23 protein-coding genes and 1 pseudogene are annotated in these 23,810 nt (G+C 72.6%); 12 read left to right on the top strand and 12 right to left on the bottom strand.

The window, feature by feature from the left end; all coding sequences use genetic code 11:
• Positions 1–14: 14 nt before the first annotated feature.
• On the bottom strand, positions 15–1,166 hold the full coding sequence (locus IRY44_RS12480) for a cupin domain-containing protein (protein ID WP_228531962.1): 1,152 nt from the start codon (positions 1,164–1,166) through the stop codon (positions 15–17).
• Positions 1,150–1,590, bottom strand: coding sequence for a hypothetical protein (locus tag IRY44_RS30685; RefSeq protein ID WP_228531961.1), 441 nt, complete (start codon positions 1,588–1,590; stop codon positions 1,150–1,152). The genes IRY44_RS12480 and IRY44_RS30685 overlap by 17 nt, the downstream gene beginning before the upstream one ends.
• Between IRY44_RS30685 and IRY44_RS12470 the strand changes: the two genes are divergently transcribed.
• Entirely contained in the window at positions 1,583–2,314 is a 732-nt protein-coding gene (locus tag IRY44_RS12470) for a DUF1275 family protein (RefSeq protein ID WP_194800559.1), read from the top strand. The genes IRY44_RS30685 and IRY44_RS12470 overlap by 8 nt on opposite strands.
• Positions 2,315–2,326: 12 nt before the next feature.
• On the opposite strand, the gene ligD is transcribed toward IRY44_RS12470, so the two are convergent.
• Positions 2,327–3,286: a non-homologous end-joining DNA ligase gene (gene ligD, locus IRY44_RS12465; RefSeq protein ID WP_194800558.1), complete on the bottom strand. Its 960-nt coding sequence runs from the start codon at positions 3,284–3,286 to the stop codon at positions 2,327–2,329.
• Positions 3,287–3,376: 90 nt separating this feature from the next.
• Between ligD and IRY44_RS12460 the strand changes: the two genes are divergently transcribed.
• From IRY44_RS12460 to IRY44_RS12450, 3 genes are all read left to right on the top strand, one after another.
• On the top strand, positions 3,377–3,778 hold the full coding sequence (locus IRY44_RS12460) for a helix-turn-helix domain-containing protein (protein WP_194800557.1): 402 nt from the start codon (positions 3,377–3,379) through the stop codon (positions 3,776–3,778).
• A 91-nt stretch (positions 3,779–3,869) separates the two neighbouring features.
• Entirely contained in the window at positions 3,870–4,415 is a 546-nt protein-coding gene (locus tag IRY44_RS12455) for a TetR/AcrR family transcriptional regulator (RefSeq protein WP_194800556.1), read from the top strand.
• A gap of 28 nt (positions 4,416–4,443) precedes the next feature.
• The gene (locus tag IRY44_RS12450) at positions 4,444–6,624 is read left to right on the top strand and encodes an MMPL family transporter (RefSeq protein ID WP_194800555.1); all 2,181 of its coding nucleotides are present in this window, start codon (positions 4,444–4,446) and stop codon (positions 6,622–6,624) included.
• Positions 6,625–6,658: 34 nt separating this feature from the next.
• Here IRY44_RS12450 and IRY44_RS12445 read toward each other — a convergent pair whose 3' ends face one another.
• Positions 6,659–7,915: an erythromycin esterase family protein gene (locus IRY44_RS12445; RefSeq protein WP_194800554.1), complete on the bottom strand. Its 1,257-nt coding sequence runs from the start codon at positions 7,913–7,915 to the stop codon at positions 6,659–6,661.
• A 92-nt stretch (positions 7,916–8,007) separates the two neighbouring features.
• Between IRY44_RS12445 and IRY44_RS12440 the strand changes: the two genes are divergently transcribed.
• Positions 8,008–8,202: a DUF2795 domain-containing protein gene (locus tag IRY44_RS12440; RefSeq protein WP_091422483.1), complete on the top strand. Its 195-nt coding sequence runs from the start codon at positions 8,008–8,010 to the stop codon at positions 8,200–8,202.
• Here IRY44_RS12440 and erm read toward each other — a convergent pair.
• Positions 8,186–8,992, bottom strand: coding sequence for an ErmE/ErmH/ErmO/ErmR family 23S rRNA (adenine(2058)-N(6))-methyltransferase (gene erm / locus IRY44_RS12435; RefSeq protein ID WP_194800553.1), 807 nt, complete (start codon positions 8,990–8,992; stop codon positions 8,186–8,188). The genes IRY44_RS12440 and erm overlap by 17 nt on opposite strands.
• Positions 8,993–9,416: 424 nt before the next feature.
• Entirely contained in the window at positions 9,417–10,313 is an 897-nt protein-coding gene (locus IRY44_RS12430; protein WP_194800552.1) for a Gfo/Idh/MocA family protein, read from the bottom strand.
• Positions 10,314–10,444: 131 nt separating this feature from the next.
• Here IRY44_RS12430 and IRY44_RS12425 point away from each other — a divergent pair, with 131 nt between their 5' ends.
• Positions 10,445–10,861 (top strand): hypothetical protein, encoded by a 417-nt coding sequence (locus IRY44_RS12425; protein WP_370584922.1) that lies wholly within the window; start codon positions 10,445–10,447, stop codon positions 10,859–10,861.
• A pseudogene (locus IRY44_RS12420) lies at positions 10,854–11,329 on the top strand (hypothetical protein). Before IRY44_RS12425 ends, IRY44_RS12420 begins: the two are co-directional and overlap by 8 nt.
• Here the strand turns inward: IRY44_RS12420 and fabG are convergent.
• Complete coding sequence (gene fabG, locus IRY44_RS12415; protein ID WP_030271818.1) at positions 11,302–12,060, bottom strand: 3-oxoacyl-ACP reductase FabG; 759 nt, start codon at positions 12,058–12,060, stop codon at positions 11,302–11,304. The pseudogene IRY44_RS12420 and the gene fabG overlap by 28 nt on opposite strands.
• A gap of 61 nt (positions 12,061–12,121) precedes the next feature.
• Complete coding sequence (locus IRY44_RS12410) at positions 12,122–13,774, bottom strand: alpha-amylase family protein (RefSeq protein ID WP_194800549.1); 1,653 nt, start codon at positions 13,772–13,774, stop codon at positions 12,122–12,124.
• Positions 13,775–13,827: 53 nt separating this feature from the next.
• Here IRY44_RS12410 and IRY44_RS12405 point away from each other — a divergent pair, with 53 nt between their 5' ends.
• Entirely contained in the window at positions 13,828–14,424 is a 597-nt protein-coding gene (locus tag IRY44_RS12405) for a DUF1349 domain-containing protein (protein ID WP_194800548.1), read from the top strand.
• 70 nt (positions 14,425–14,494) lie between these two features.
• A complete protein-coding gene (locus IRY44_RS12400; RefSeq protein ID WP_194800547.1) occupies positions 14,495–15,157 on the top strand; it encodes a DedA family protein in 663 nt (220 codons plus the stop codon).
• Positions 15,158–15,170: 13 nt separating this feature from the next.
• Here IRY44_RS12400 and IRY44_RS12395 read toward each other — a convergent pair whose 3' ends face one another.
• The 4 genes from IRY44_RS12395 to IRY44_RS12380 all read right to left on the bottom strand — a co-directional run bounded on the left by IRY44_RS12395 (position 15,171) and on the right by IRY44_RS12380 (position 19,527).
• Positions 15,171–16,733, bottom strand: coding sequence for a cellulose binding domain-containing protein (locus tag IRY44_RS12395; RefSeq protein WP_194800546.1), 1,563 nt, complete (start codon positions 16,731–16,733; stop codon positions 15,171–15,173).
• Positions 16,734–16,875: 142 nt separating this feature from the next.
• Positions 16,876–18,300: a carbohydrate-binding protein gene (locus IRY44_RS12390; RefSeq protein WP_194800545.1), complete on the bottom strand. Its 1,425-nt coding sequence runs from the start codon at positions 18,298–18,300 to the stop codon at positions 16,876–16,878.
• 78 nt (positions 18,301–18,378) lie between these two features.
• The gene (locus IRY44_RS12385; RefSeq protein WP_194800544.1) at positions 18,379–19,125 is read right to left on the bottom strand and encodes a YidC/Oxa1 family membrane protein insertase; all 747 of its coding nucleotides are present in this window, start codon (positions 19,123–19,125) and stop codon (positions 18,379–18,381) included.
• Positions 19,126–19,251: 126 nt separating this feature from the next.
• Complete coding sequence (locus IRY44_RS12380) at positions 19,252–19,527, bottom strand: DUF6412 domain-containing protein (protein WP_091422448.1); 276 nt, start codon at positions 19,525–19,527, stop codon at positions 19,252–19,254.
• A 206-nt stretch (positions 19,528–19,733) separates the two neighbouring features.
• Between IRY44_RS12380 and IRY44_RS12375 the strand changes: the two genes are divergently transcribed.
• The 3 genes from IRY44_RS12375 (at position 19,734) to IRY44_RS12365 (ending at position 23,805) form a co-directional block, all read left to right on the top strand.
• The gene (locus IRY44_RS12375) at positions 19,734–20,882 is read left to right on the top strand and encodes a glutamate--cysteine ligase (RefSeq protein ID WP_194800543.1); all 1,149 of its coding nucleotides are present in this window, start codon (positions 19,734–19,736) and stop codon (positions 20,880–20,882) included.
• A gap of 41 nt (positions 20,883–20,923) precedes the next feature.
• On the top strand, positions 20,924–22,306 hold the full coding sequence (locus IRY44_RS12370; protein WP_194800542.1) for an FAD-dependent oxidoreductase: 1,383 nt from the start codon (positions 20,924–20,926) through the stop codon (positions 22,304–22,306).
• A gap of 77 nt (positions 22,307–22,383) precedes the next feature.
• The gene (locus tag IRY44_RS12365) at positions 22,384–23,805 is read left to right on the top strand and encodes a WGR domain-containing protein (protein ID WP_194800541.1); all 1,422 of its coding nucleotides are present in this window, start codon (positions 22,384–22,386) and stop codon (positions 23,803–23,805) included.
• The last annotated feature ends 5 nt before the right edge of the window (positions 23,806–23,810 follow it).

Below are 23,810 nucleotides of genomic sequence, written 5' to 3'. Positions count from 1 at the left end.
GCTCAGCGTCGTTCTCAGTGCCGCTGCAGCGGGCTCTTCGTCTTCGGAAGCGCCTCGACCAGCTCGCGTGGCACGTTGATCGTGTCGGCGACCACCTCCGGCGGGATGTTCGCCAGCCACTGCGCGAGTGACACGTCCTCGAACTTCGCGGTCCGGAACAGCTCCAGGTAGACGAAGGGCTTGTCGCCGATGTTCTCGATGTAGTGGCCCATCGAGATCGGCACGTAGCCGACGTCGCCGGTCTCCATGTTGAAGGTGCGGGCCGTGGCGTGGTTCGCGAAGACACCCATCCGCCCCTTGCCCGAGATGACGTACTGCATCTCCGCGCCGTTGGGGTGCCAGTGCAGTTCCCGCATCGCGCCGGGTTCGATCTCCACCAGCGCGGCGGTGGTGGTGACCGCCGCGGCGAAGTTGCTCGAGTCGGCGATCCGTACGCTGCCGCCCTCGAACTTCTCCGGTGTCTGGGCGAGCAGGCTGTGCTTGAACGTGCGGGGCACGTCGCCGGTGGGGCTGAACACCCGGTCCTCGGCCAGCGGTGGCGGGCTCTGGCCCGGGAAGATGTAGCGTTCCGACTCGGGCGGGAAGTTGGCCATCTGCTGCATCGTCCAGCCGAAGTTCTTGGCGATGACCTCCCTCGGCACGTGCGCGAAGAAGTCCGTGACCTGGAACGTTCCGTCCTCGGAGTAGCAGCCGTCGTCGAAGACGAGCAGGAACTCCACGCCCTCGTCGTGGGCCTGGATGTGGTGCGGGATGCCGGCCGGGAAATACCAGAGGTCACCCGCCTTGACGTCCTCCAGGAAGTTGCGGCCCTCCTGGTCCACCGCGGCGATCCGGCAACTGCCGGACAGGATGAAGGCCCATTCGGACTGGATGTGCCAGTGCAGTTCCCGGTAGGCGCCGGGGTCGAGCTTCATGTTCACGATCGCCAGGTCATGGGCGATCGGCAGCAGGCGGTTCGTGACCTCCCGGGTCCAGCCGCCGCTCTCCCGGCGGGTGTGGGCCAGCGAGAACGGGAACACCAGGTTCGGCATGAGGCCGTGGTCGGTCGACGGCGGGTTCACCAGGTCCGGGTGGGTGTCGTCGATCGCCGGGTTGCGCGGAACCGTGCCGACCATCGAGTGGTCCTTCGCCGATCCCTTGCCGACGGGGTCAGTGGATCTGGGCATGACGGATGTCCTTCCGGGTGAGGGCCGCCGGCTCGGTGGCCCGGGACGGGACGAACAACGCCCGCAGGTGCTCCGGGCTCTGAATGGCCACCGCGAGCGGAATCGCGACACAGAGGAACAGCGACGCCGCGATGCTCCAGAACGGAGCATCAGTGGCGACTCCGGCGACGGCCAGCGCCGCGATCGAATAGAACGTGACGCGGATTCTGGCGACGGGGAGCACGAACATGCGCTCGACCTCCTTCGGCTTCGAGTCTCGCCGTCGAGACGCAATTGCGATGCTGCCGAACCGGATGCCGATGGTGAATAACGCGATCGCGCCATTCACCGGAAACGACAGGAAACCCTTTTCCCGGCACTTGCGCGCAGCGCGCGTCGTAACGGTTTCACGGGTGCATCCAGGGGTAGGGAGGGCAATGTCCAACAACGCTGAGGATCGCTGGCGGGTGGGGGAATACGACTTCCACGTACCGTTTCTGGCACTTGCGCTCGCCACCGGCCTCGCCGGTGTTGTCGACGCGTTCTCGTTCCTCAGGTACAAGGTGTTCGTGGGTATTCAGACCGGCAATGTGGCGTTCGTCGGAATGGGGGCCGCCGATCACTTTCCGCCCTGGCCGGCCGCGGTGGCGTCGCTTGTCGCGTTCGGTCTCGGCGGCCTGCTCGGCGCCGGGATCCGCCGCCTCCGTCCGGCCGGTCCACTCACCCCGCCGGGCATGGAACTGCTCGCCATGCTGGCGCTGCTCGTGCTCTGGGGAGTGGTGGACCGGTCCCTCGACTCGGGGCGCGACTCGCTGACCGAGCGCACGATCCTGACCGCGCTGCTGGCCTTCCCGGTCGGCATCCTCGGCGGGCTCGTCGTCCGCACGTTCGGCGTGCAGACCGCCACGTCGTACCAGACCGGCACCGTGCTGCGCACCACGAAGGGCATCGCCGACTGGGTGTTCGAGCCGGAGGGCCGCAGCGCGGCCGGGCGCCTCGCCGCGACCGGTCTGCTCTGCCTGGTCAGCTACGCGATCGGCGGGTTCGTCGGCGCGGCCACCGAGACCCGCCCGATCTGGACGATGATCGTCAGCTGGGCCCTGGCCGTGGTGCTGATCGCGTTCACCTGGGGCAAGCGCCCACCGGCGACGGCAACCCGGCGCCGCTGACGCGGCGCGGCGTCACCCGGCCTCGCGGCGGGCCTTCGCGCGGCGCTTACCCTCGTGCATCGCCTGGACCCGGGCCACCGGGATGGTCCGGCCCTGCTCGACCAGGTCCGCCGGCAGGCGCTGCGGCGCGGGCAGCGCCTCCGCCCAGGGATCCCGGTCACCGAGCAGCGCGGGCACGGTCCGCACGGTGAAGTCGGCCGGGCTCGCCGCCTCCAGGTCGGTCCAGCCCACCGGGTACGACACCGGGGCGCCGGGCCGGATCCGAGGGCTGTAGGCAGCCACCACTGTCGCGCCGTACGCCCGGGTGGAGTCGACGAAGACGCGGCCACCGCGGTCGGCGACGATGAACGCGGTGGTCGCGGCCGCCGGGTCGAGCCGTTCGGTACGGGCGGCGAGCGCCCGGGTCGCGGCGGCGGCCTCCTCCGCCGTGGTGGCCGGGTCCACCGGCACGATCACGTGCACCCCCTTGGCGCCGCTCGTCTTCACCGCGCCGGCCAGCCCGGCGTCGGCGAGCGCCTGCCGCACCAGCAGCGCGACCCGCACCACGGCGCCGAACGCGTCCCCCTCCGGCGGATCGAGGTCGAGCACCAGGTGGGTCGGGTGCTCGGCCTGCCCGGCAGGAGCGAGCGTCGGGTGGTACTCCACCGCCCGCTGGTTGGCGAACCAGAGCAGCGTCCGCCGGTCGTCGCAGAGGGCGTACGAGATCCGCCGGTGCGACGCCTCCGCCCACACCTCGGTCCGGCGGACCCAGTCGGGCGTGTACTTCGGCAGGTTCTTCTGCATGAACGGCTCCTGGCCGGGCCGCACCCGCAGCACCGACAGCGGCCGGTCCCGCAGTTCCGGCAGGATCCGGTCGCACACGGCGTCGAGGTAGTCGACGAGGTCGCGTTTGGTCGCCCCGGCGCCGTCGAACAGCGGCTGGTCGAGGTTGGTCAGCGACACTCCGGCCCGGGTCTCGTCGGCGGCACCCATCGGACCACCTTCCCGGGCCGGGCCCGGCTCGGCAACCCCGACACGGCGCCCGGCGCGCCGTACCGGCCGGCACCTGCGACGATCGGGGGCGTGGGTGAGGCGGAGGCGGACCGGTGCGGACCGGACGCGGCGGGGCAGGCCAGCGCCTGCACCGTCCGGGAGGCGCTGGACCGGGTCGGCGGCAAGTGGGCCATCGGCATCCTGATCGCCGCCTCGGCCGGCCCGGTCCGCTTCACCGAGCTGGAGCGCCGGGTGGAGGGGATCAGCCGCCGGATGCTCACACTGACGCTGCGCAACCTGGAGCGGGACGGGCTGCTGGACCGGCACGTCCACCCCTGCGTGCCGCCGAAGGTCGAGTACACGGCCACCCCGATGGCCCGCGAGCTGTACGACTCGCTGGTGGCGCTGACGAGCTGGGCCGAGCGGCACCGCGAGGCGATCAGCGCGGCCCGGGCCGAGTACGACCGGCGGCACGGCGGCCCACCGGCCTGACCTGCGGAAACAGGCCGTTGTGGCGAACGCCACGCGGCGGATCTGACCGATCGGTCAGCACCTGACCGATCGGTCAGGCATGCTGGAGGACATGGCGCGACCCACCACCGCCACCCACGACGAGCTGCTGGCCGCCGCCGCTCGCCGGTTCGCCGTCACCGGATACAAGGGCACCTCGCTGCAGGACATCGCCCGCGACGTCGGCTGCTCCAAGGCCACGGTGCTCTACCACTTCGCCAGCAAGGACGCCCTGCTCTGCGAGCTGATGGCCCCGGCCATCACGATGCTGGAGGAGCTGGACGTCCGCATCGCCGCGCACACCGGCGCCGAGGCCCAACGCGTCGCGGCGGACGGCTTCGTCGACCTGGCGGTCCGCTTCCGCCGGGAGATCGCGCTGCTCCGGGGCGAGTTCCCCGACCTGCTCCAGCAGCCCGCGTTCGCCCACATCCAGCAGATCTCCGAACAACTCATCGCCGCCTTCTCCGGCTTCTCCGACCGTCCGGAGGCCCGCGTCGCGGCGCTCGTCGTGCTCGCCGGCATCGCCGAGACCTGCGGTGAGTTCCTGGACATCCCCGACGAACAGCTGCGACCCGCGCTGCTCGCCGTGGCGTACCGCGCGCTCGAAGTCACCACCTGAACCGAACCTGCGAGGACAAGGAAGGTCCATGGCGACCCTGCTGTACCGGCTCGGCCGGGCATCCCTGCGCCGGCGGCGACTCGTCGCCGTCGTCTGGCTCGTCGTACTCGTCGGCCTCGGCCTGGCCGCGGCCACGCTGCGGGGCCCGACGGCGAGCAACTTCACCATGCCGGGCACCGAGTCGCAGAAGGCGATCGACCTGCTCGCCGACCGCTTCCCGGCGGCCAGCGGCGCCACCGGCACCATCGCGATCAAGGCGCCGCAGGACGGCGCGCTGACCTCACCCGCCGGACAGGCGGTGGTCAAGCAGGTCACCGAGGAGGCGGCCACGCTGCCCGGCGTGGTCGGCGCGGTCGACCCGTACCAGGCGCAGGCGCTCACCCCGGACGGCCGGTACGCGCTGGTCCAGGTGCAGTTCGCCGGCGGCGCGGACGAGGTCACCGACGAGCAGCGCGACGCGTACGAGAAGGTCGGCGCGCAGGCCGAGGCGCAGGGCTGGCAGATCGCCCCCGGTGGCGAGGTGCTGAACGCCGAGCCGGAGGTCGGCTCGACCGAGGCGATCGGCGTGCTGGTCGCGGCGATCGTCCTGGTGATCACGTTCGGCTCGCTCGTGGCGGCCGGCATGACCATGCTGAACGCGCTCATCGGCGTCGGCGTCGGCATGGCCGGTCTGTTCGCGCTCAGCGGCGCGGTCGAGCTGACCAGCACCGCGCCGATCCTGGCGCTGATGCTCGGCCTCGCGGTCGGCATCGACTACTCGCTGTTCATCACCTCCCGGCACCGGCAGAACCTCCTCGACGGGCTCTCCCCGGAGGAGGCGGTCGGTCGCGCGGTCGGCACCGCCGGCTCGGCTGTGGTCTTCGCCGGCGCGACGGTCGTGGTGGCGCTCGCCGGCCTGGCCGTGGTGGGCATCCCGTTCCTCACCGTGATGGGCCTGGCCGCCGCCGGCACCGTCACGATCGCCGTACTGGTGGCGATCACGCTGGCCCCGGCGCTGCTCGGCTTCGCCGGCCACAAGGTGCTGCCGCGCAAGCTGCGTGACCGCAAGGCGGTCGAGGACCCGACCACCGGCTCCGAGGACCGCTCCGGCTTCGGCTTCCGCTGGGCGCGGTGGGTGACCAAGCTGCGCATCCCGGTGATCCTGGTCGGGCTGCTCGGCCTCGGCCTGCTCGCGATCCCGGCCCAGGACATGCGCCTGGCGCTGCCGGACGCCTCCGCCGCCGCCGAGGGCACCCCCGCCCGGGTCAGCAGCGACCTGATCCGTGAGGGCTTCGGCCCCGGCTTCACCGGCCGGCTCGCGGTCGTGGTGACCGCCGACTCGCCGCAGGACACCCAGGCCGCCATCCCGCAGGTGACCGCGCTGGTCCAGAAGACCGACGGGGTGCTGGCCGTGGCCCCGCCGCAGGTCGACCCGTCGGGGCGTACCGCGCTGATCGGGGTGATCCCGAAGACCGGACCGACCGACGAGGCCACCGAGACGGTGGTGCATGACATCCGCAAGCAGGTCTCCGGCATCCAGAACGCCGACGTGCTGCTCACCGGCGTCACCGCGGTCGGCATCGACGTGTCGGAGAAACTCTCCGACGCGCTGCCGGTCTACCTGCTGCTGGTGGTGGGCCTGTCGATCCTGCTGCTGATGCTGGTGTTCCGGTCGATCCTGGTGCCGGTCAAGGCGGCGCTCGGCTTCCTGCTCACCGTGGCGGCCACGTTCGGCATCACCGTCGCGGTGTTCCAGCAGGGCCACCTGGCCGACCTGGTCGGCCTGGACACGCCGGCCCCGCTGGTCAGCTTCCTGCCGATCCTGCTCATCGGCATCCTGTTCGGCCTGGCTATGGACTACGAGGTCTTCCTGGTCTCCCGGATGCGCGAAGACTTCGTGCACGGCGACACCGCCCAGCAGGCCACCATCAACGGCATGGGGCACGGCGCCCGGGTGGTCACCGCCGCCGCGCTCATCATGATCTCGGTGTTCGGCGGCTTCGTGTTCCTGGAGGACCCGATCATCAAGTCGATGGGCTTCGCGCTCGCGATCGGTGTCGCCATCGACGCGTTCGTGGTCCGGATGACGATCGTGCCGGCGGTGATGTCGCTGCTGAACAACGCCGCCTGGTGGCTGCCGCGCTGGCTGAACAAGATCCTGCCCAACGTGGACGTCGAGGGTGAGGGCCTGCGCGCCCACCTCGCCGAGAAGCAGCACGCGAACGTGTGATCGGTGCGGGTGGGGCCGCGCGGGGCCCCACCCGTCACACACCCGCCGGGTACGTCTCCATCTCGCCCGGCGTCACGCACGCCGGCAGCGGGTGCAGCGCGGTCGTCTCGTCGCACCAGATGAACGCGTCGTAGCGCTCGCCCAGCCGGGTCGGCACGTAGTTGCCCCAGGACTCGAAGCTCGGGTCGTACACCACCCCGATGGCCCGGTGGTCCGCCTCGCCGGTCACCCACTCCGGCTGGTCGTCGCCGCCGAACACGAGCACCGCCCGGTCCGGCATCAGCTCGTGCAGCCGGTGCTCCACCGAACCCTCCCGAGCCGGCGGCACCACCATCGTCTCGGCCGGTGAGCCCCAGCGCGGCGCGGCGACCACGCTGCCGTGCCAGCTGCCGAAGCCGATCAGCGCCACCGCGTCCCGGCCGTGCCGTTCCCGGCCCAGCTGCCCGATGTTGACCATGCCTTCCGCCGCCATGTCGGTGGCCCGGGCGTCGCCGACGTGCGTGTTGTGCGCCCACACGATGCCCCGCGAGTCCGGCCCGTACCGGTCGAGCAGCCGGTCGAGCGTGTCGGCCATGTGGACGTCGCGGACGTTCCACGACTCGGGGCCGCCACCGACCATCGCCCGGTAGTACCGCTCCGCGCCGGCCACCACCTCCGCGTTCTGCCAGGCCGAAAAGCGGTCCGGGCCGTCCGCGGCGGCCTGCTCCCGGGTACGCGCCAGCAGCCGGACCACCTCCTCCTCGCACCGGGCGGAGACGAACCGGCTGGCCATCCCGTACTCCTCGGGTCGCTTGCCGTACGGCTCGAAGCAGCGGTACGCCTCCTGGGCGGCCTCCAGCGAGGCCGGATCCTCCTCACCGAGGTAGTCGAAGATGGCCTGCATCGATTCCCAGAGGGAATACACGTCCAGCCCGTGGAAGCCGGCCCGCTCCCCCTCGGGGCGGTCCAGGTTCCACGCCCGCAGCCAGCGGCAGAAGCGGGCCACCTCGGCGTTCGCCCACATCCAGGTCGGCCAGCGTTCGAACCGTTCCAGCGCGACGAGCGGATCGGCCAGCCCGCCCGGCGCGCCGACCACCGACCGGTGCACCCGGTCGCAGTCCGGCCAGTCCCCCTCCACCGCCACGAAGTCGAACCCCTGTTCGGCGATGAGCCGCCGGGTCAGCTGTTCCCGCAGCCGGTAGTAGTCGTAGCTGCCGTGCGTCGCCTCGCCGATCATCACCACCCGGGCGTCCCGTACGCGGTCCAGCAAGGGGTCGAAGTCGCTCGGCGCGCCGAGCCGCTGTACCAGCATGTCCGCGGCTACCCGGGGCCCGCCGGGACAAACCGCAACCGCGGCCCGGCGGCAGCGGGCATGCCGCCGGGCCCAGCGGGTAGCCGAGCGGCATGACCGTCACCGGCGCGCAGTTGCAGGAGTTCCTGGCCGGGCTGGACTACCCGGTCTCCCGGGAGGACCTGGTCCGCTGGGGCCAGGAGAACGGAGCCAGCACCGAGACGCTCCAGCGGCTGCGCACGCTGCCGGCCGAGGAGTTCGACACCCCGGCCGAACTGGTCGAGGCGCTGGTCACGCTCGCCGGTTGAGCGGCGCGTGCAGCAACCGGAACAGCACCAGCCACTGTTCCGGCCAGACCAGCCCGACCGGGGTGTCCGGCGCGATCCGCGCGGCCCGCAACGCGCCGTCGACCCGCGGCCGGGGATGGCCCGCGCGCAGCGAGGCCGCGAGCGAGCCGCCGACTCCGCCGAAGCCCAGCTCCACCATCCGCCGGTACGCGGGCAGCATCGCCGGTGCCACGAGTGGCGTCGTCCGGCGCTCCAGCCGCAGAATGCCCCCGTCCACCCCCGGCACCGGCCGGAACGCGGCCCGGGGCACCCGCCCGGCCAGCCGCCAGTGGTGTTCGGGCCAGGTGAGCACGGTGAGCCGGCTCCACCGGCCGTAGTCGCCGGTGCGCTTACGGGCGTAGTCGAGCTGGGTGAGCAGCGTCGCGACACGCAACCCTGGTGCGGCCAGGCACCAGCGGACCACCGCCGCGGTGAGCGACCAGGGGATGTTGCCAGCCACCGAGAACGGCCCGGCGGGCGGGGGCGCGGCCAGGAAGTCGGCCGCCCGTACCTCGACGTTCGGCAGCGGAGCGCAGGCCGCTGTCAGCTCGGGCAGCACGGCCGGGTCGACCTCGTACGCGATCAGCCGCCCGCACCGCGCGGCGAGCGGCCGGGTCAGCCGGCCGCGACCGGCGCCGACCTCCAGCAGCAGGTCGTCCGGGCCGGGCCGGACCGCGCGGACCATCCGCGCGACGGCGGCCGGGTCGGCGAGGAAGTTCTGGGACAGTACGCGACGGGACCGGTCGCGTGCGGTGGTTCGGCGGGGCGCCACGGGTTCGTCCTGTCTGTCGCCGGACGGCGACGGGTACGGACCGCTGCGCTGGTGTCCCCCGCCGTCGAGGCGGCGTGGGGCGGATCGGGCGGGCGGTCCGAGCGGATCGGGACTCGGACGACCCTGGACGGTGGCCGGGACGCGGCGCATGCCTGAGAGGGCCACCTCGGCGAGGTGGCGTGGACGAACCACGGGTACCGCCACCTCGGCGAGGTGGCACGACCGGCGCCCCTCGGGGCGGGTCGGGAACCGGCGGTCGGGTCAGACGCGGGCGGCGTACCGGCCGGCCAGGGCCGGGCGCCGGAACCGCGGACGGGCGTCCAGGAGGAGCCCGTACGCGGCCGGCGCGGCGGCCACGCGGATCAGGGCATGCGTGAACATGCCGCCACGCTAACGACCGGGTCCAGCCCGAGCGACCGGTTTCCTACAGGTCGACGGTGCGTCCCTGCGCCCGGGCGGTCTGCGCGGCGTCCAGCACCGCCACCACCTCGCGGCCGAACCGCACGTCGCAGCGGTGGTCGCGGGTGCCCGCGTCGACCTCCTCCAGCAACTGGTCGAGCGCAGCGCCGAACGCCTGGAGCGCGCTGCCGTCGCCGGGCGGGACGGTCTCGGTGCCGTTCTCGCCGAAGAAGACGAAGTCCCGGGTGACCGCCTCGGACGGCGCGTCCAGGGTGAGCGAGAGCGAGCTGGTCGCGCCGCCGTCGTGGGTGAGCAGCAGGTGCACCAGACCGCTCGGGCCGTCCATCGCGGCGACCCGGGTGACCCGGCCGAGCACCGGCAGGATCAGCGACAGGGCGTGCGGGCCGATGTCCCACAGCGCGCCGCGCTCCCGCCGCCAGGTCGAGTCGCCGTACGGGTTCCCGGGCTGGAAGATCGACGCGAACATGGTGGCGCGGGCGTGCTGCCAGCCACCCGCCGCGGCGGTCGAGGCGAGGAACCCGGTGACGTTCGGGTGGAAGCGCTGGGTGAAGAAGACCACCGACGCCACCCCGGACGCCTGTGCCGCGTCGACCACCCGGTCGGCGTCGTCGAGGTCGAGCGCCAGCGGCTTGTCCAGCAGCAGGTGCCGCCCGGCGGTGGCGGCCCGGACGGCGATGTCGGCCTGCACGTCCGGCGGAAGCGCCACGGCGACCGCGTCGCAGGCGTCGATGAGCGCGTCCACGTCGGTGAAGACCGGTACGCCGTGCCGGGTGGCCAGCTCCTCCGCCTTCGCCGGGTTGCGCCCCCAGACGCCGGCGAGCCGTGCCCGCGGGTGCGCCTCGATGGCCGCGGCATGCGTCTCCGCCGCCCAGTAACCGGTGCCGAACAACCCGAACCGCACCCCGACCCCCTGCCGTCGACGTCCGCCACCGGCGTACGCCGGGACCGTGATCCACGCTAGTCCCCCGGCCCGTCCGGCGCGCCCCGACCCGGCGGGCGAGCCGCTACTACACCGGTTAGTAGGCTGTGCCGGTGAACGACACCGTGTCGACGACCAGCGCGGCGGCCGCCTCCGCCTCCCCGGTGGACGGGCCGCTCGCCACGGTCGCGATCGTGATCTCGCTGGCGGTCGCCGTCTGGGCCCTGGTGGCGGCGGTACGCCACCGGCCGCCGGACCGGATCCAGTTCGCCGGCCTGGCCGTGCTGGAGGTGGCGCTGCTCGCGCTCACCGTGATGGCGCTCGTCGCGCTCGGCGGCGGGGAGCGACCGGGCGAGCCGGGCGCGTTCTTCGGGTACCTGGCGACGCTCGTCTGCCTGCCGCCGCTGGCCTGGGTGCTGGCCCGGATGGAGCCGACCCGCTGGGGCTCCGGCATCGTCTGCGCGATCTGCCTGGTCACGCCGGTGGTGGCGGTACGGCTCCAGCAGACCTGGGAGGTCCTCGGTGGCTGACCCGACGACCGCGAACGAGCAGCGCGCCACCAACCGCGGCCCGGGCCGGCTGCTGATCGCCGTCTACATCGTCTTCGCCATCGCCGCGACCTCGCGGGCGAGCTTGCAGATCGCCACGAAGTTCGACGAGGCGCCGGTGGCGTACCTGCTCTCCGCGGTCGCCGCGCTGATCTACATCGTGGCGGCGGTCGGGCTGGCCCGGGCCGGGCACGCCGGCCGCCGGGTCGCGCTCGCCTGCTGCACGGTCGAACTGGTCGGCGTGCTCGGGGTGGGCGTGCTGAGCATCGCCGACAAGGAGCTGTTCCCGGACGAGACGGTCTGGTCCGACTTCGGCAGCGGCTACGGCTACGTGCCGCTGGTGCTGCCGGTGCTCGGCCTGTTCTGGCTCTGGCGCACCCGGCGCGACCCCGCCTGAGCGGGCCCGCGCCGGGTCGGGCCGGTCAGTCCTTCGGACCGCCGGCGACGTAGATGACCTGGCCGGACACGAAGGACGCGCCCTCGCTGGCCAGGAACGAGATGGTGTGCGCGACGTCCTCCGGGCGGCCGGGACGGCGGACCGGGATCTCGGCTGCGGCGTGCTTCTGGAGGTCGTCGAAGTCGACCTTCATCCGCGCCGCGGTGGCGGCGGTCATGTCGGTGACGATGAAGCCCGGCGCGACCGCGTTGACAGTCACCCCGAACGGGCCCAGCTCGATCGCCAGCGTCTTGGTGAAGCCCTGGAGACCGGCCTTGGCGGCCGAGTAGTTCGCCTGGCCCCGGTTGCCGAGCGCGGACGTGCTGGACAGGTTGACGATCCGGCCCCACTTCGCCTCGACCATGTGCTTCTGCGCGGCCTGGCTGAACAGGAACGCCCCGCGCAGGTGCACGCCCATGACCGTGTCCCAGTCGCCGTCGGTCATCTTGAACAGCAGGTTGTCGCGCAGCACGCCGGCGTTGTTGACCAGGACGGTCGGTGCGCCGAGTTCGGCGGCGATCCGCTCCACGGCCGCCTCGACCTGGGCCCGGTCGGACACGTCGGCACCGACGCCGAGCGCCCGGCCGCCGGCCGAGCCGATGGCGTCCACCGTCTCCTTGGTGGCGGACTCGTCGATGTCGACCACGGCGACGGCCATGCCGTCGGCCGCCAGCCGGCGGGCGGTCGCCGCCCCGATGCCGCGCGCGGCTCCGGTCACGATGGCGACGCGGGGCTCCTCCGACATGCTTACCTCCCGGTAACTTGTGGCTCGATCGAAGGAGCTTAACCCGCCGGTACGCCGCCCCCTACCGCTCGTGTCCCCGGCAGAGCCGGATCCACCGGTAGCCGTACCCGGCGAGCTTGAGCCGGTCGAGCTTGCCCACGTCCTCGTAGTTGCGGTCGCTGAGCACGTCGATCGGCAGGTCCGCCTCCGGCGCCAGCGCGCTCAGGTCCACCTCCACGTCCTCGGTCCCCAGGTTGTGCAGGAAGACCATGGTCCCGGTACGCCCGTCGGCACGGTGCGCGAGCACGCCCGGGGGCATCGGCACGTCGATGTGGGTGGTGCTGCCCGAGCCGGTCTCCGGCGCCTCCCGCAGCGTCCGGATCATCCGCTCGAACCAGCCGAGCAGCGACCGCGGGTCCTTGCGCTGGGCGGTCACGTTGACGTTCTGGTAGCCGTACTCACCCTTGTCGATCACCGGGCGGACCAGCTTCTCCGGCTCCGCGGTGGAGAAGCCGGCGTTGTCCGCGTAGGACCACTGCATCGGGGTGCGGATCGCGTCGCGCCCGTCCAGCGTCAGGTCCTCCCCCATGCCGATCTCCTCGCCGTAGCGCAGCACCGGCGTGCCGCGCAGCGAGAACTGCAGCGAATACGCCAGCTCCATGTGCCGGCGGTCGTTGCCCAGCATCGGCGCGAGCCGACGGCGGATGCCCCGGCCGTAGAGCTGCATGTTCTCGTCCGGACCGAACTTCGCCAGCACGTCGTTGCGCTGGTCCGCGGTGAGCCGGGACAGGTCGATCTCGTCGTGGTTGCGCAGGAACGTGGCCCACTGGCCGCCGGTGGGCAGCTTCGGGGTGTCCCGCAGCGCGTCGATGATCGCCTCCGGGTCCTCCCGGGCGAACGCCAGCATCAGCCGGCCGTTGAGCATGAAGTCGAACAGCATGTGGATCCGGTTGCCCGAGCCGCTGCCGTCACCGAAGTAGACCGGCAGCTCGTCCGGCTCGACGTTCGCCTCGGCCAGCAGGACCGCGTCGCCGCGCCGCCACTGCACGTGCTGACGCAGATCGGTGAGGAAGTCGAAGTCCTTCGGCGAGTTCGGGTTGCCCGGCTCGGTGCGCTCGATGATGAACGGCACGGCGTCCATCCGGAAGCCGGAGACGCCGAGCTGGAGCCAGAACGAGGTGATCTTCTTGATCTCCGCGCGGACCTTCGGGTTCTCGATGTTCAGGTCCGGCTGGAACTTGTAGAAGCGGTGGTAGTACCACGCCTTGGCGGTCCGGTCGTAGGTCCACGTCTCGTGCTGCTCGCCCGGGAACACCATGCCCTGGTGGCGGTCGGCCGGCTCGTGGTCGGCCCAGACGTACCAGTCCCGGTACGGCGAGTCCGGCGACGAGCGGGCGGACTGGAACCACGGGTGCTGGTCCGAGGTGTGGTTGACCACCAGGTCGATGATCACCCGGATGCCCCTGTTACTCGCCTGGTGCAGCAGTTCGGCGAAGTCGCCGAGCGTGCCCAGCCGCGGGTCGACGTTGTAGAAGTCGGTGGCGTCGTACCCGTCGTCCTTGTTCGGCGAGGGATGGATCGGGTTGAGCCACAGGCAGGTCACGCCGAGCCGGGCCAGGTAGTCCAGCCGGCCGATCAGCCCCTGGAAGTCACCCACCCCGTCGCCGTCGGAGTCCGCGTACGTGTCGACGTCGAGGCAGTAGACGACCGCCTCCTGATACCACCTGTCACCCATGCGAGGACTACTTCTCCGAACGCGCGCGACGGCAAACCCGGTACGGTGCTCCGATGAGCGAGGAGGCGTACGACTGGTCCGCCGGCACCTGGCTGAACCCGCCGGAGCGGGCCGAGCCGGTAGACGGCGGCGGCCTGCTGGTCGAGCCGCACGGCGGCAGCGACTTCTGGCGGCGCACCAGCTACGGCTTCGTGCACGACGACGGCTCGGCGCTGCTCGCGCCGTTCGGCGTGGACAGCGCCGTGGAGGTGTCGTTCGTCCTCGACTACACGGCCCAGTTCGACCAGGCCGGCGTGCTGGTGCGGGTGGACGACCGGCGGTGGACCAAGGCCGGGGTGGAGGTGAGCGACGGCGCGCCGCAGGTGGGCGCCGTGGTCACGGACGAGTTCTCCGACTGGTCGGTGGCGCCGGTGCCGCAGTGGTCGGGCCGGGAGGTGACGGTCCGGGTGAGCCGGGCCGGGGACGCGCTCACCGTACGGGCCCGGTGCGCGGACGAGCCGTGGCGGCTGGTGCGCGTCGCGCCGCTCGACCCGGCGGCGGAGGCGTCGGCCGGCCCGTACTGCTGCTCGCCCAGCCGGGGCGGGCTGCTGGTCCGCTTCACCGGCTGGCGGCGGGGTCCGGCGGACGCCGCGCTGCACCCCGAGGGCTGAGTCACAGGTGTGACACCGGCCGGTCCGGGTAAAACCTTCGGATCTCCGGCTCTCGCGTGGAAGGACCGACATGGCCCTGGCCCAGGACGTCGACCCGAACCAGTTCACCGGGCTGACCGGCTGGGTGGCGAGCGTGATCGACTCGCTCGGCGCGGTCGGTGTGGCGCTGCTGGTGGCGCTGGAGAGCATCATCCCGCCGATCCCGAGCGAGATCGTGCTGGCGATGGCCGGCTACCTGTCCGCCGAGGGGCGGTTCAACGTGGTGGTGATCGTGGTCGCCGCGACAGTCGGCTCGCTGATCGGCGCGCTGGTGCTCTACTGGCTGGGCGCGGCGCTCGGAGAGGACCGGCTCAAGCGCTGGCTGGACCACATCCCGCTGGTCGACCTGGAGGATCTGGAGAAGGCCGACCGCTGGTTCGAGCGGCACGGCCGGTGGGCGGTGCTGATCGGCCGGGTGGTGCCTGTGGTGCGCAGCCTGGTCTCGATCCCGGCCGGCGCCAACCGGATGCCGCTGGGCGAGTTCATCCTGCTCACCACGCTCGGCAGCGGCGTGTGGAACGCCCTGATCGTCGGCGCGGGGTTCGCCCTCGGGTCGCGGTGGGAGGACGTCGACAGGTACAGCCAGTGGTTCAACTACGCGATCTTCGCCGTCTTCGGCTTCATGATCGTGAGCTGGGCGGTGAAGAAGGTGCGCCGGCGGCGCGCCCGGCAGTCGGTGACCACCGGGCGCTGACCGCCGCGCGGGCTCAGAAGCCCGCGGTGATGCCGGTGAACTCCCAGGTGTTCTGCGCGATGCCGGAGCAGTTTGCGACCACGCCGCCGCCGGGGCAGGGCCGGTCCCGGTTGACCGACCAGAACGTGAACCGGGCCAGGCCGCGGGCCTTGGCCCAGTCGCGGATCTGCGTCCACGTGGCCGGCGAGGTCAGTTCCTGCTGGTCGGAGAGGCCGTTCATGCCGGACAGGCCCATGTGGGCGTACGCGGTGGCGTCGGACCAGCCGAACGCGTTGCGCAGCGCGGTCTTCAGGCCCTCGGCCGCGTTCACGGTGTTCTGGTACATGTTCGCGCCGCCGCCGAAGTCGAACGGCATGATCGTGAACACGTCGATCCCGGTGCCCTTCGCGGCGGCCTGGTTGATCAGCCGGGTGCCGTAGTACGACGGCCCGGTGGTCGAGGTGCCGAACGTGATGATGGTCTTGATCCCCGGGTTGTTCTGCTTGACGATCTTCAGGGCGTCCAGGATGCGGTCCTGCACCACCTCGTTCTCGAACTCGTCGCTGTTCTCGATGTCGATGTCGATCGCCTTCAGCCCGTACGCATTGATGACCTGCTGGTACGCGCCGGCCAGGGCAGCGGCGGTCGAGCAGTTCGGGCCGAGCTTGTTGCCGCTCCACCCGCCGAAGGACGGGATGACGTCGCCGCCGGCCGCCTTGATCGCGGCGATGGTGGCGGCGTGCGTGCCGCCCGTCAGCGGCCCGGTGCCGTCCCAGGCCGGGGTGCAGCCGCCGCCGGAGAGCACGAACGCGATGGTGAACCACTTGATCCCGGTCGCGCCCATCACGGTGGCGGGCGCGGGCGGGTCGCCCCAGCCCGGGTAGAGGTAGGGCGCGGCGGCCATGACACCGCCGCCTCCACCGGTGCAGCCGCTCGTGGTGGCCGCGACCGCCGCCGACTTCGCCGACTCGCCGCTGCCGTTGTACGCGGTCACGGTGTAGCTGTGCCCGCTGCACGCGGCCAGCCCGGAGACGGTGGCCGAGGTGCCGGTGACGGTGGCCCTGACGGTGCTGCCCTCGTACACGCGGTAGCCGGTGACGGTCCCGGAGACGGCGTTCCAGGCGAGTGCGACGGAGGACGCGGTGGTGCCGGTGACCCGCAGGCCGCCGGGGGTGGCGGGCGCGCCCGGGTTGCCGGGGTTGCCGCCGGTGCAGGAGGCGCCGTTCACTGTGCAGTTCACCGGGTCGCCGGTGCCGCTGACGACGAAGCCGAAGCTGGTGCTGGCGCCCGGGGCGAGCGCGCCGTTCCAGGACTGGTTGACGGCGGTGACGTGCTGGCCGGAGGTGGTCAGGCGGGCGTCCCAGAACGAGCCGAGCGTGCTGCCGGACGGCAGGTCGAACTGGACGTTCCACGAGGAGATCGCGGCGGAGCTGTCGTTTGTGACGGTGAACCGGGCCTCGTACCCGCTGCTCCAGCTGGAGGTGCGGACGAAGGCCGCGGTGGCGGCGGAGGCGGGCGGGGCGGCGAGCAGGGCACCGGCGACCACTGCTGTGGTCAGCGCGGCGGCGAGCGTCGCCAGGCGGGGGCGGAGTCTCACGGCGTCCTCCAGGGGACGGGCGGGGGTGGAGAGGAATTCACAACCGTCGACGTGCGCCTATTATTAGGAGTGTTAACTGTTTCTGTCCAGCACCGGTTCGACGCGGCCCGGACCGGTGGGTCCGGGCCACGCCCGGCCGCGCTCAGCGGCGGAAGGTGAACCAGTTGACGTTGACGAAGTCGGACGGCTGGCCGCTGCTGAACGTCAGGTAGACGGTGTGCCGACCGGTCACCGCGCCGACGTTGCCCGGCACCGAGCGCCAGGTCTGCCAGCCGCCGGTGTTGCCCACCGCGAAACTGCCGATCGGGGGCGCGGTCGGGCTGTCCACCCGGACCTCCACCAGCCCGCTCACCCCGGACGCCGCGCCCGAGGCGACCCGGGCCACGAAGTCGCGCGGCGGCGTGGAGCCGAAGTCGACGTTGTCGTAGCGGGCCCAGTCGCCGTTGGCGAGCCAGCCGATGTCCTGGCCGCCCTCGGAACACGTCTCCACCTGCACGCCGTTCTGCGCGTTGAACGACTCGGCCTGGATCGTCGCGTACGGGTCGCGTACCCCGCCCGGCGGCGGCGTGGTCGGCGTCGGCGACGGGTTGCTCCCGCCGCCGCGGGTGTAGACGGCCACGTAGTCGACGAGCATCGACCGGCCGGACACGGTCGAGGCGGTGGGCGTCGCCGAGCCGGCCACGCCGTCCGGGAAGCCGCCGCCCATCGCCACGTTGAGCAGCAGGAAGTAGCCGGCGTGGTTGGTCATCTGACTCCAGTACGGCTCACCGATCTGGTTCTGCCCGACGGTGTGGAAGAGCTGGCCGTCGACGTACCAGCGCAGTTGCTGCGGGCTGACCGAGGCGTCCCACTCGAACCGGTAGGTGTGGAACGCCGACTGGCAGGTGCTGCCCGGGCAGGCCCGGGAGGCGCCGATGCCGTTGAACTCCCCGCACGGACCGCCCGGCGCGACGCCGCAGTGCAGGACGCCCCAGACCGAGTTGATCCCGTTGACGTTCTCCATCACGTCGAACTCGCCGATACCCGGCCAGTTCTGGTAGTTGCCCCGGTACGGCGAGCCGAGCGCCCAGAACGCCGGCCAGTACCCGGACGCCGCCGCGCCTGTCACATTCGGCATCTGGATCCGGCCCTCCAGGGCCAGCACGCCGCCCGACGGCGGCTTGAAGTTCGCCCGTACCGTCTCGATCCGGGCCGAGGTCCAGCGGCCTGCGGAGTCCCGCAGCGGCGTGATGCGCAGGTTGCCCGAGCCGTCGTGGGCCAGGTTGGCGGTGCTGGACGTGTAGGTCTGGATCTCGCCGGTGCCCCAGTTGGCCGGGCCACCCGGATAGCTGGTGCCGGTGTCGATGATCCAGTTGGCGGACGAGGGCAGCGTGCCGGCGGAGCCGATGAAGTCGTCGCTCCACACCAGGTTCCACCCGGACGGCGTCGGGGGCACCGCGGCCTGGGCGGTCATCGAGACGCCCGCGAGGGCTGTGGTGAGCGCGAGGACGCCGGCGGCCGGGGCGAGCCGGCGGCGTGATCGGGGCACGGTGGCGGAGGCGGCCGCAGCCGCCGGGATCGGGTTCATTCGGGGTGCCTCTCTGCGGGGACGGGTCCGGGAGAGCGCTCTCTGAGAGCGATTTCTACGCGCCCGCCCCCGCACTTGTCAACGCTTGTCGATGGCCTCCGCCGGCTGCGGCCGACGCAGCACCACCTGCTCCAGCGCCGTCCACGCGGTGGTGGTGACCAGATAGAGCACCGCCGCCAGCGGCACCACGAGCGCCACCAGCACCGTGCCGTACGGCAGCAGCGGCAGCACCCGCCCGAGCACCGCCGCGCCCGGACCCTCGGTCGGCGTCCCGGCCACCGTGCCGGTGGCGGCCGCCGCCCGGCGCATCCGCCGCGACGACCACCAGGCCAGCGCGAGCAGCGCGGCCAGCAGCACGCCGAACACCAGCGGCACCGGGCCGGCCAGGCCGTCGCCGAGGTGCCACCCCAGCGGTACGCCGGCGAGCCGCTCCCCCAGCAGCTGCGGCGCGCCGTCACCGGTGGCGAACAGGCGGTACATGACCAGGAAGAACGGCGCCTGCAACAGCGCCGGCAGACAGCCCGCGACCGGGCTGGCCCCGGCGTTGCGGTAGAGCGCGAACAGCTCGCTCTGGAGGCGGGCCGGGTCGTCGGCGTACCGGCGCTGGAGTTCCCGTACCTCGGGGGCGAGCGCGGTGCGGCGCCGCTCCCCGCGGATCTGGGCCACCGTCAGTGGTGAGATCAGCAGCCGGACGCCGACCGTGAACAGGACGATGGCGGCGGCCGTCGCGGCGCCGCCGGTGAGCGGGGCGAGCACGTCGGCGAGCCAGGTGACGACTGTGGCCGCGGCCGAGGCCGCGGAGTGCAACGGTGCGAAGGCGAGCATGGGTGGACCCCTCGATGGCGATTCCGGGTGTCCCGGGTGGCGACGTGCCGCACCTCGGGACGGATGACGACGGAATCGGCCGCGGAAGCCGGGGAGGGAGGCCCGCCGACGCGGGCCGGGAGGTGGCTACGCGGCCGAGGGGTGCAGGCCGGGTGCGCGGGGCCGCGGACGGCCCGGCGCGTCCGGGTCGACCTGCCGGGGCACCCCGCGACGGCGGGCGCGGGCACGCAGAGCGGCGGCGAACCGGGTGCCGGGCGGCGTGGGCAGGGCGCGGACCCGCAGCGCGAGCAGGGTGGCGAGCAGCAGCGCGGCGACGACCGCCGCACCGGCGAGCAGCCCGGCCGGCCGGTCGGCGAACAGGGCGAGGGCGTACGCCCACGCCCCCGTCAGCACCGCCAGCATCCCCGCCACACGGCCACCCTAGCCCGCCGTGTCACGCCCCGCGGGTCCGTGCGCGCACACCGGTCCGGCGCCCGGCCGACCCGGCCGGCGTACCCCGAACGGGCGAACCGGCCGACACGCCCACCGGCACGTTTCCCGAAACGGACACGGTGGGTAACAGATCCTCGACCACGCGGCACGGTGCCGCGAGCGGTCCGGAGGAGACGGTGGTGACGATGAGTGGCTCAGTGGCGGAGCGGGAGCGGAGCGCCGCATCGGGCGGAACCGACCTGCTGACAGTCGGCGTCGAGGAGGAGTTCCTGCTCGCCGACCCGCACACCGGGACCGCCGTACCCGCCGTCGACCTGGTCATGGAGCAGGTGCCGGCCGAGCTGCGCGGTCAGGTGGAACGCGAGTTCCAGACCAGCCAGATCGAGATCGGCAGCCCGCCCGGGCTGGACCTGTCCTCGATCCGGCACTCGCTGTCGATGCTGCGCGCCGAACTGGCCGACGCTGCCGAGCGGGCCGGCGTACGGCTGCTCGCGATCGGCACCGGGCCGGTCGACGGGCCGGTGCCGCCGGTGGTGGACAAGCCGCGCTTCGACCGGATGATCGAGCGGTTCCGGCTGCTGGTGCCCGGTCCCGGCAACAACGGCATGCACATCCACGTCGGCATCCCCGATCCGGACACCGGTGTGCAGGTGCTCAACCACGTCCGGCCCTGGCTGCCGATCCTGCAAGCGGTCACCGCGAACTCCCCGTTCTCCCGGGGCGAGGACACCGGGTACGCGAGCTGGCGCTCGGTGGAGTGGGAACGCTGGCCGTCGGTCGCACCCACCCCGTTCCTGGAGTCGCACGAGCACTACGAGCGGCTGATCCGGCAGCTCATCGCCAGCGGCGTGATGCTGGACGAGGGGATGCTCTACTGGTACGCCCGCCTGTCCGCCAAGTACCCCACGGTGGAGATCCGCATCGGCGACGTCTGCCCGTCCGTGGACGACGCGGTGCTGGTGGCGGCGCTGGTCCGCGCGCTCGTCGCCACCGCGCTCACCGACATCGCCGCCGGCCGTCCGGCCGTCAACACCGACCACCACCTGCTGGTGGCGGCGCACTGGCGGGCCGCCCACGACGGGCTGGAGGGCGAGGGCGTCGACCTCACCGACGGTGAGCTGCGCCCGGCCTGGGAACTGCTGGACCGGCTCGTCGACCGGCTGCGCCCGGAACTGGAACGGCACGACGACCTGGACCGGGTGACCGACCTGCTGGGCGCGCTGCGGCGGCACGGCAGCGGCGCGGCGCGGCAGCGGGCGGTGTTCGCGCGTACCGGACGGCTCGTCGACGTGGTCGCGGACGTGGCACGGCAGACCCGTGGCTGAGCGGTCGTGCGGCCGCGGCCCGGCGTGACAGGATGGGCGACGTGGCCGAGCGCATGATCGTCATCGGTGGCGACGCCGCCGGCATGTCGGCGGCGTCGCAGGCGCGGCGCCGCCGCCGCGACCGCTCCGACCTGGAGATCGTCGCGTTCGAGCGAGGGCACTTCACCTCCTACTCGGCCTGCGGCATCCCCTACTGGGTGAGCGGCCTGGTGGAGGAACGGGACGAGTTGATCTCCCGTGATCCGCAGACCTTCCGCGACGAGTTCGGCATCGAGGTCCGTACCCGGCACGAGGTCACCGCCATCGACCTGGACCGCCGCGAGGTCCTCGCGCGGGACCTCGACGGCGGCGGCGAGGTCCGCGCCGGTTTCGACACCCTGGTGTACGCCACCGGCGCGTCCCCGGTGCAGCCGGACTGGGCACGCGACGACGTGTCGGGCGTGTTCGGCGTGCAGACGCTGGACGACGGCGCGGCGCTGATCGCCTGGCTCGAACGCGAGCCCCGGCCCCGGCGCGCGGTCGTCGTCGGCGGCGGTTACGTCGGCGTCGAGATGGCCGAGGCGCTCGTGCAGCGCGGGCTCTCCGTCCAGCTCGTGGAGCAGGCCGACCAGCCGATGTCGACAGTGGACCCGGACATGGGCGAGCTCGTGGCCGACGCGATGCGCGGCACCGGCATCGGCGTCCGCACCGGCCTCACGGTCACCGGTCTCCAGGAGCGGGACGGCCGGATCTCCGCCGTGGTCACCGACGAGGGGCCGATCCCGGCCGACGTCGTGGTGCTGGGTCTCGGCGTACGCCCCAACACCGCGCTTGCGGAGGCCGCCGGCCTGCCGATCGGTCCCTCCGGCGCGGTGCGGACCGACCGCCGGATGCGGGTGCCCGGCGTACCCGGTGTCTGGGCGGCGGGCGACTGCGTGGAGTCGCTGCACCGGGTCAGCGGCATGCCGGTGCACATCCCGCTCGGCACGCACGCCAACAAGCAGGGCCGGGTCGCGGGCATCAACATCGGCGGCGGGTACGCCACCTTCCCCGGCGTCATCGGCACCGCCGTCACCAAGGTCTGCGAGCTGGAGGTGGGCCGTACCGGGCTGCGCGAGCGGGACGCGCGGGAGGCCGGATTCGAGTTCGTGACGGTGCTGGCCCAGTCGACGAACCGGGCCGGCTACTACCCGGGCGCGCGGGAGATGACCGTCAAGCTGATCGCCGAGCGGCCCAGCGGGCGGCTGCTCGGGGCGCAGATCGTCGGCTGGTCCGAGGCGGCCAAGCGGATCGACGCGCTCGCGGTCGCGCTGTGGAACGGCATGACGATGGACGAGATGACGGCGCTCGACCTGGGGTACGCGCCGCCGTACGCGCCGGTGTGGGACCCGGTGCTGATCGCCGCCCGCAAGGCCGTCGACGCCCTCGCCGCCGACGGCAGATGAGAAGTGTCGGTGGCCGGCGTTAGCGTGTGCGCGCTGTCGCGTTGCCGGTCCGGCACTTCCCCTCGGAGGTAACCCCCATGTCGCAGGAGACGACCTACCTCGAACTGTCCGAAGTGGACGGTGGAGCGCACAAGTTCTACGAGGTGGTGGTCGACGACACCGCGATGACAGTGCGCTACGGGCGGATCGGCGACCAGGGCCAGGTGAAGACCAGCACCTACCCGGACAACGCCCGCGCCCGCGCCGCCGCCGCGAAGAAGATCGGCGAGAAGGTCCGCAAGGGGTACGCCCCGGCGGTGCCGGGCGTACGCCAGAAGCGCACTGTGTCGCGCCGGCAGATCGTCAGCACCCGCTCGACCGCCCGCACCGCCCCGGTCCTCTGGCGGTACGCCTCGGGCGCGCCGGCCTTCGGCATCTTCGTCGACGACAGGCACTGCATGGTCGGCAACGAGCACGGCGTGATCACCACGCTCGACCACGACGCCCGGCTGGTCAACCAGGTGCGGCTCCCCGACGGGGTGAAGTGCATCGTCGCCGACGACGCCTGGGTCTACGCGGGCTGCGACGACGGCAACGTCTACGACCTGTCCGGCAAGGTGCCCCGCGCGGCGTACGCGATCGCACCGGAGATCGACATCTACTGGCTGGACATCCACGACGGCGTGCTGGGCGTGTCCGACCGGGACGGCGGCATCTCGGCGATCGACCACGAGGACGAGTTCCTCTGGCGCCGGCCGGGGCGGGGCCGGTCGGCGTGGATGGTGCGCTGCGACGCCGACGCGCTCTACCACGGCCACTCGCAGGGGGTCACCGGCTACGACTGGCGTACCGGGCGCGAGCTGTGGCACACCGGCACCGGGGCGGTGCTGTTCGGCTGGCAGGAGCGGGACGCCGTGTTCGCCGGCACCGGCACCCGCGAGGTGGTGCGCCTGCGCAAGGACGGCCGGGCCGAGCAGGTCTACCGCTGCGACTCGGCGGTCTTCTCCTGCGCCACCGCAGAGGGCGGCCGGTACGTGTTCGCGGGCGACAGCGCCTCCTCGATCTACTGCTTCGACCAGGCCGGCAACCGGCTGTGGAAGCTCGGCACCGGCTGCGGCTCGGCGTACTCGATGCAGTACCACGACAACCGGCTCTACGTGGTCACCACGAGCGGCTACCTGGCCTGCATCGACGCGAGCGAGACGGCGATCCGGGCGGCCGAGGCGGGCAGCGTGCCCGACGTGGTCGACGTCAAGGCGCCGGCCCGGATGCCCGAGACGGCCGCCTGGACCTCGGTCGAGGTGACCACCGACGCGCGCGACGGCGTGCTGGTGCAGTGCGTCGAGCAGGGCGGCCGGCTGCGCGTGCACGTGCTCGCCGACGGCTACCGGCGGGACTGGTCGGTGCAGTTCCCCAAGGGCATCCGCGAGCCGGGCGCGCGCTACCTGGTGACCGAGGTCCGCGAGTCCGGCCGGGGCGGCTTCTACCGGGCGTACGGGGACATCCGCCGGCTGCGCTGACGCGT

Source organism: Micromonospora sp. ANENR4 (genome assembly GCF_015354395.1).
Lineage (GTDB): Bacteria > Actinomycetota > Actinomycetes > Mycobacteriales > Micromonosporaceae > Micromonospora > Micromonospora aurantiaca.
Note: the sequence above shows the minus strand (reverse complement) of the source record. Positions and strands in the feature narration are given on the sequence as shown.

Coding starts and splice junctions, on each gene's coding strand:
- ligD (WP_194800558.1), bottom strand. CDS start 3,286: ATGGGTGCCGCCGACGAGACCCGGGCCGGAGTGTCGCTGACCAACCTC.
- IRY44_RS12445 (WP_194800554.1), bottom strand. CDS start 7,915: ATGCTGGTACAGCGGCTCGGCGCGCCGAGCGACTTCGACCCCTTGCTG.
- IRY44_RS12390 (WP_194800545.1), bottom strand. CDS start 18,300: ATGAACCCGATCCCGGCGGCTGCGGCCGCCTCCGCCACCGTGCCCCGA.
- IRY44_RS12400 (WP_194800547.1), top strand. CDS start 14,495: ATGGCCCTGGCCCAGGACGTCGACCCGAACCAGTTCACCGGGCTGACC.
- IRY44_RS12385 (WP_194800544.1), bottom strand. CDS start 19,125: ATGCTCGCCTTCGCACCGTTGCACTCCGCGGCCTCGGCCGCGGCCACA.
- IRY44_RS12365 (WP_194800541.1), top strand. CDS start 22,384: ATGTCGCAGGAGACGACCTACCTCGAACTGTCCGAAGTGGACGGTGGA.
- fabG (WP_030271818.1), bottom strand. CDS start 12,060: ATGTCGGAGGAGCCCCGCGTCGCCATCGTGACCGGAGCCGCGCGCGGC.
- IRY44_RS12450 (WP_194800555.1), top strand. CDS start 4,444: ATGGCGACCCTGCTGTACCGGCTCGGCCGGGCATCCCTGCGCCGGCGG.
- IRY44_RS12405 (WP_194800548.1), top strand. CDS start 13,828: ATGAGCGAGGAGGCGTACGACTGGTCCGCCGGCACCTGGCTGAACCCG.
- IRY44_RS12470 (WP_194800559.1), top strand. CDS start 1,583: ATGTCCAACAACGCTGAGGATCGCTGGCGGGTGGGGGAATACGACTTC.
- IRY44_RS12455 (WP_194800556.1), top strand. CDS start 3,870: ATGGCGCGACCCACCACCGCCACCCACGACGAGCTGCTGGCCGCCGCC.
- IRY44_RS12410 (WP_194800549.1), bottom strand. CDS start 13,774: ATGGGTGACAGGTGGTATCAGGAGGCGGTCGTCTACTGCCTCGACGTC.
- IRY44_RS12380 (WP_091422448.1), bottom strand. CDS start 19,527: ATGCTGGCGGTGCTGACGGGGGCGTGGGCGTACGCCCTCGCCCTGTTC.
- IRY44_RS12480 (WP_228531962.1), bottom strand. CDS start 1,166: ATGCCCAGATCCACTGACCCCGTCGGCAAGGGATCGGCGAAGGACCAC.
- IRY44_RS12440 (WP_091422483.1), top strand. CDS start 8,008: ATGACCGTCACCGGCGCGCAGTTGCAGGAGTTCCTGGCCGGGCTGGAC.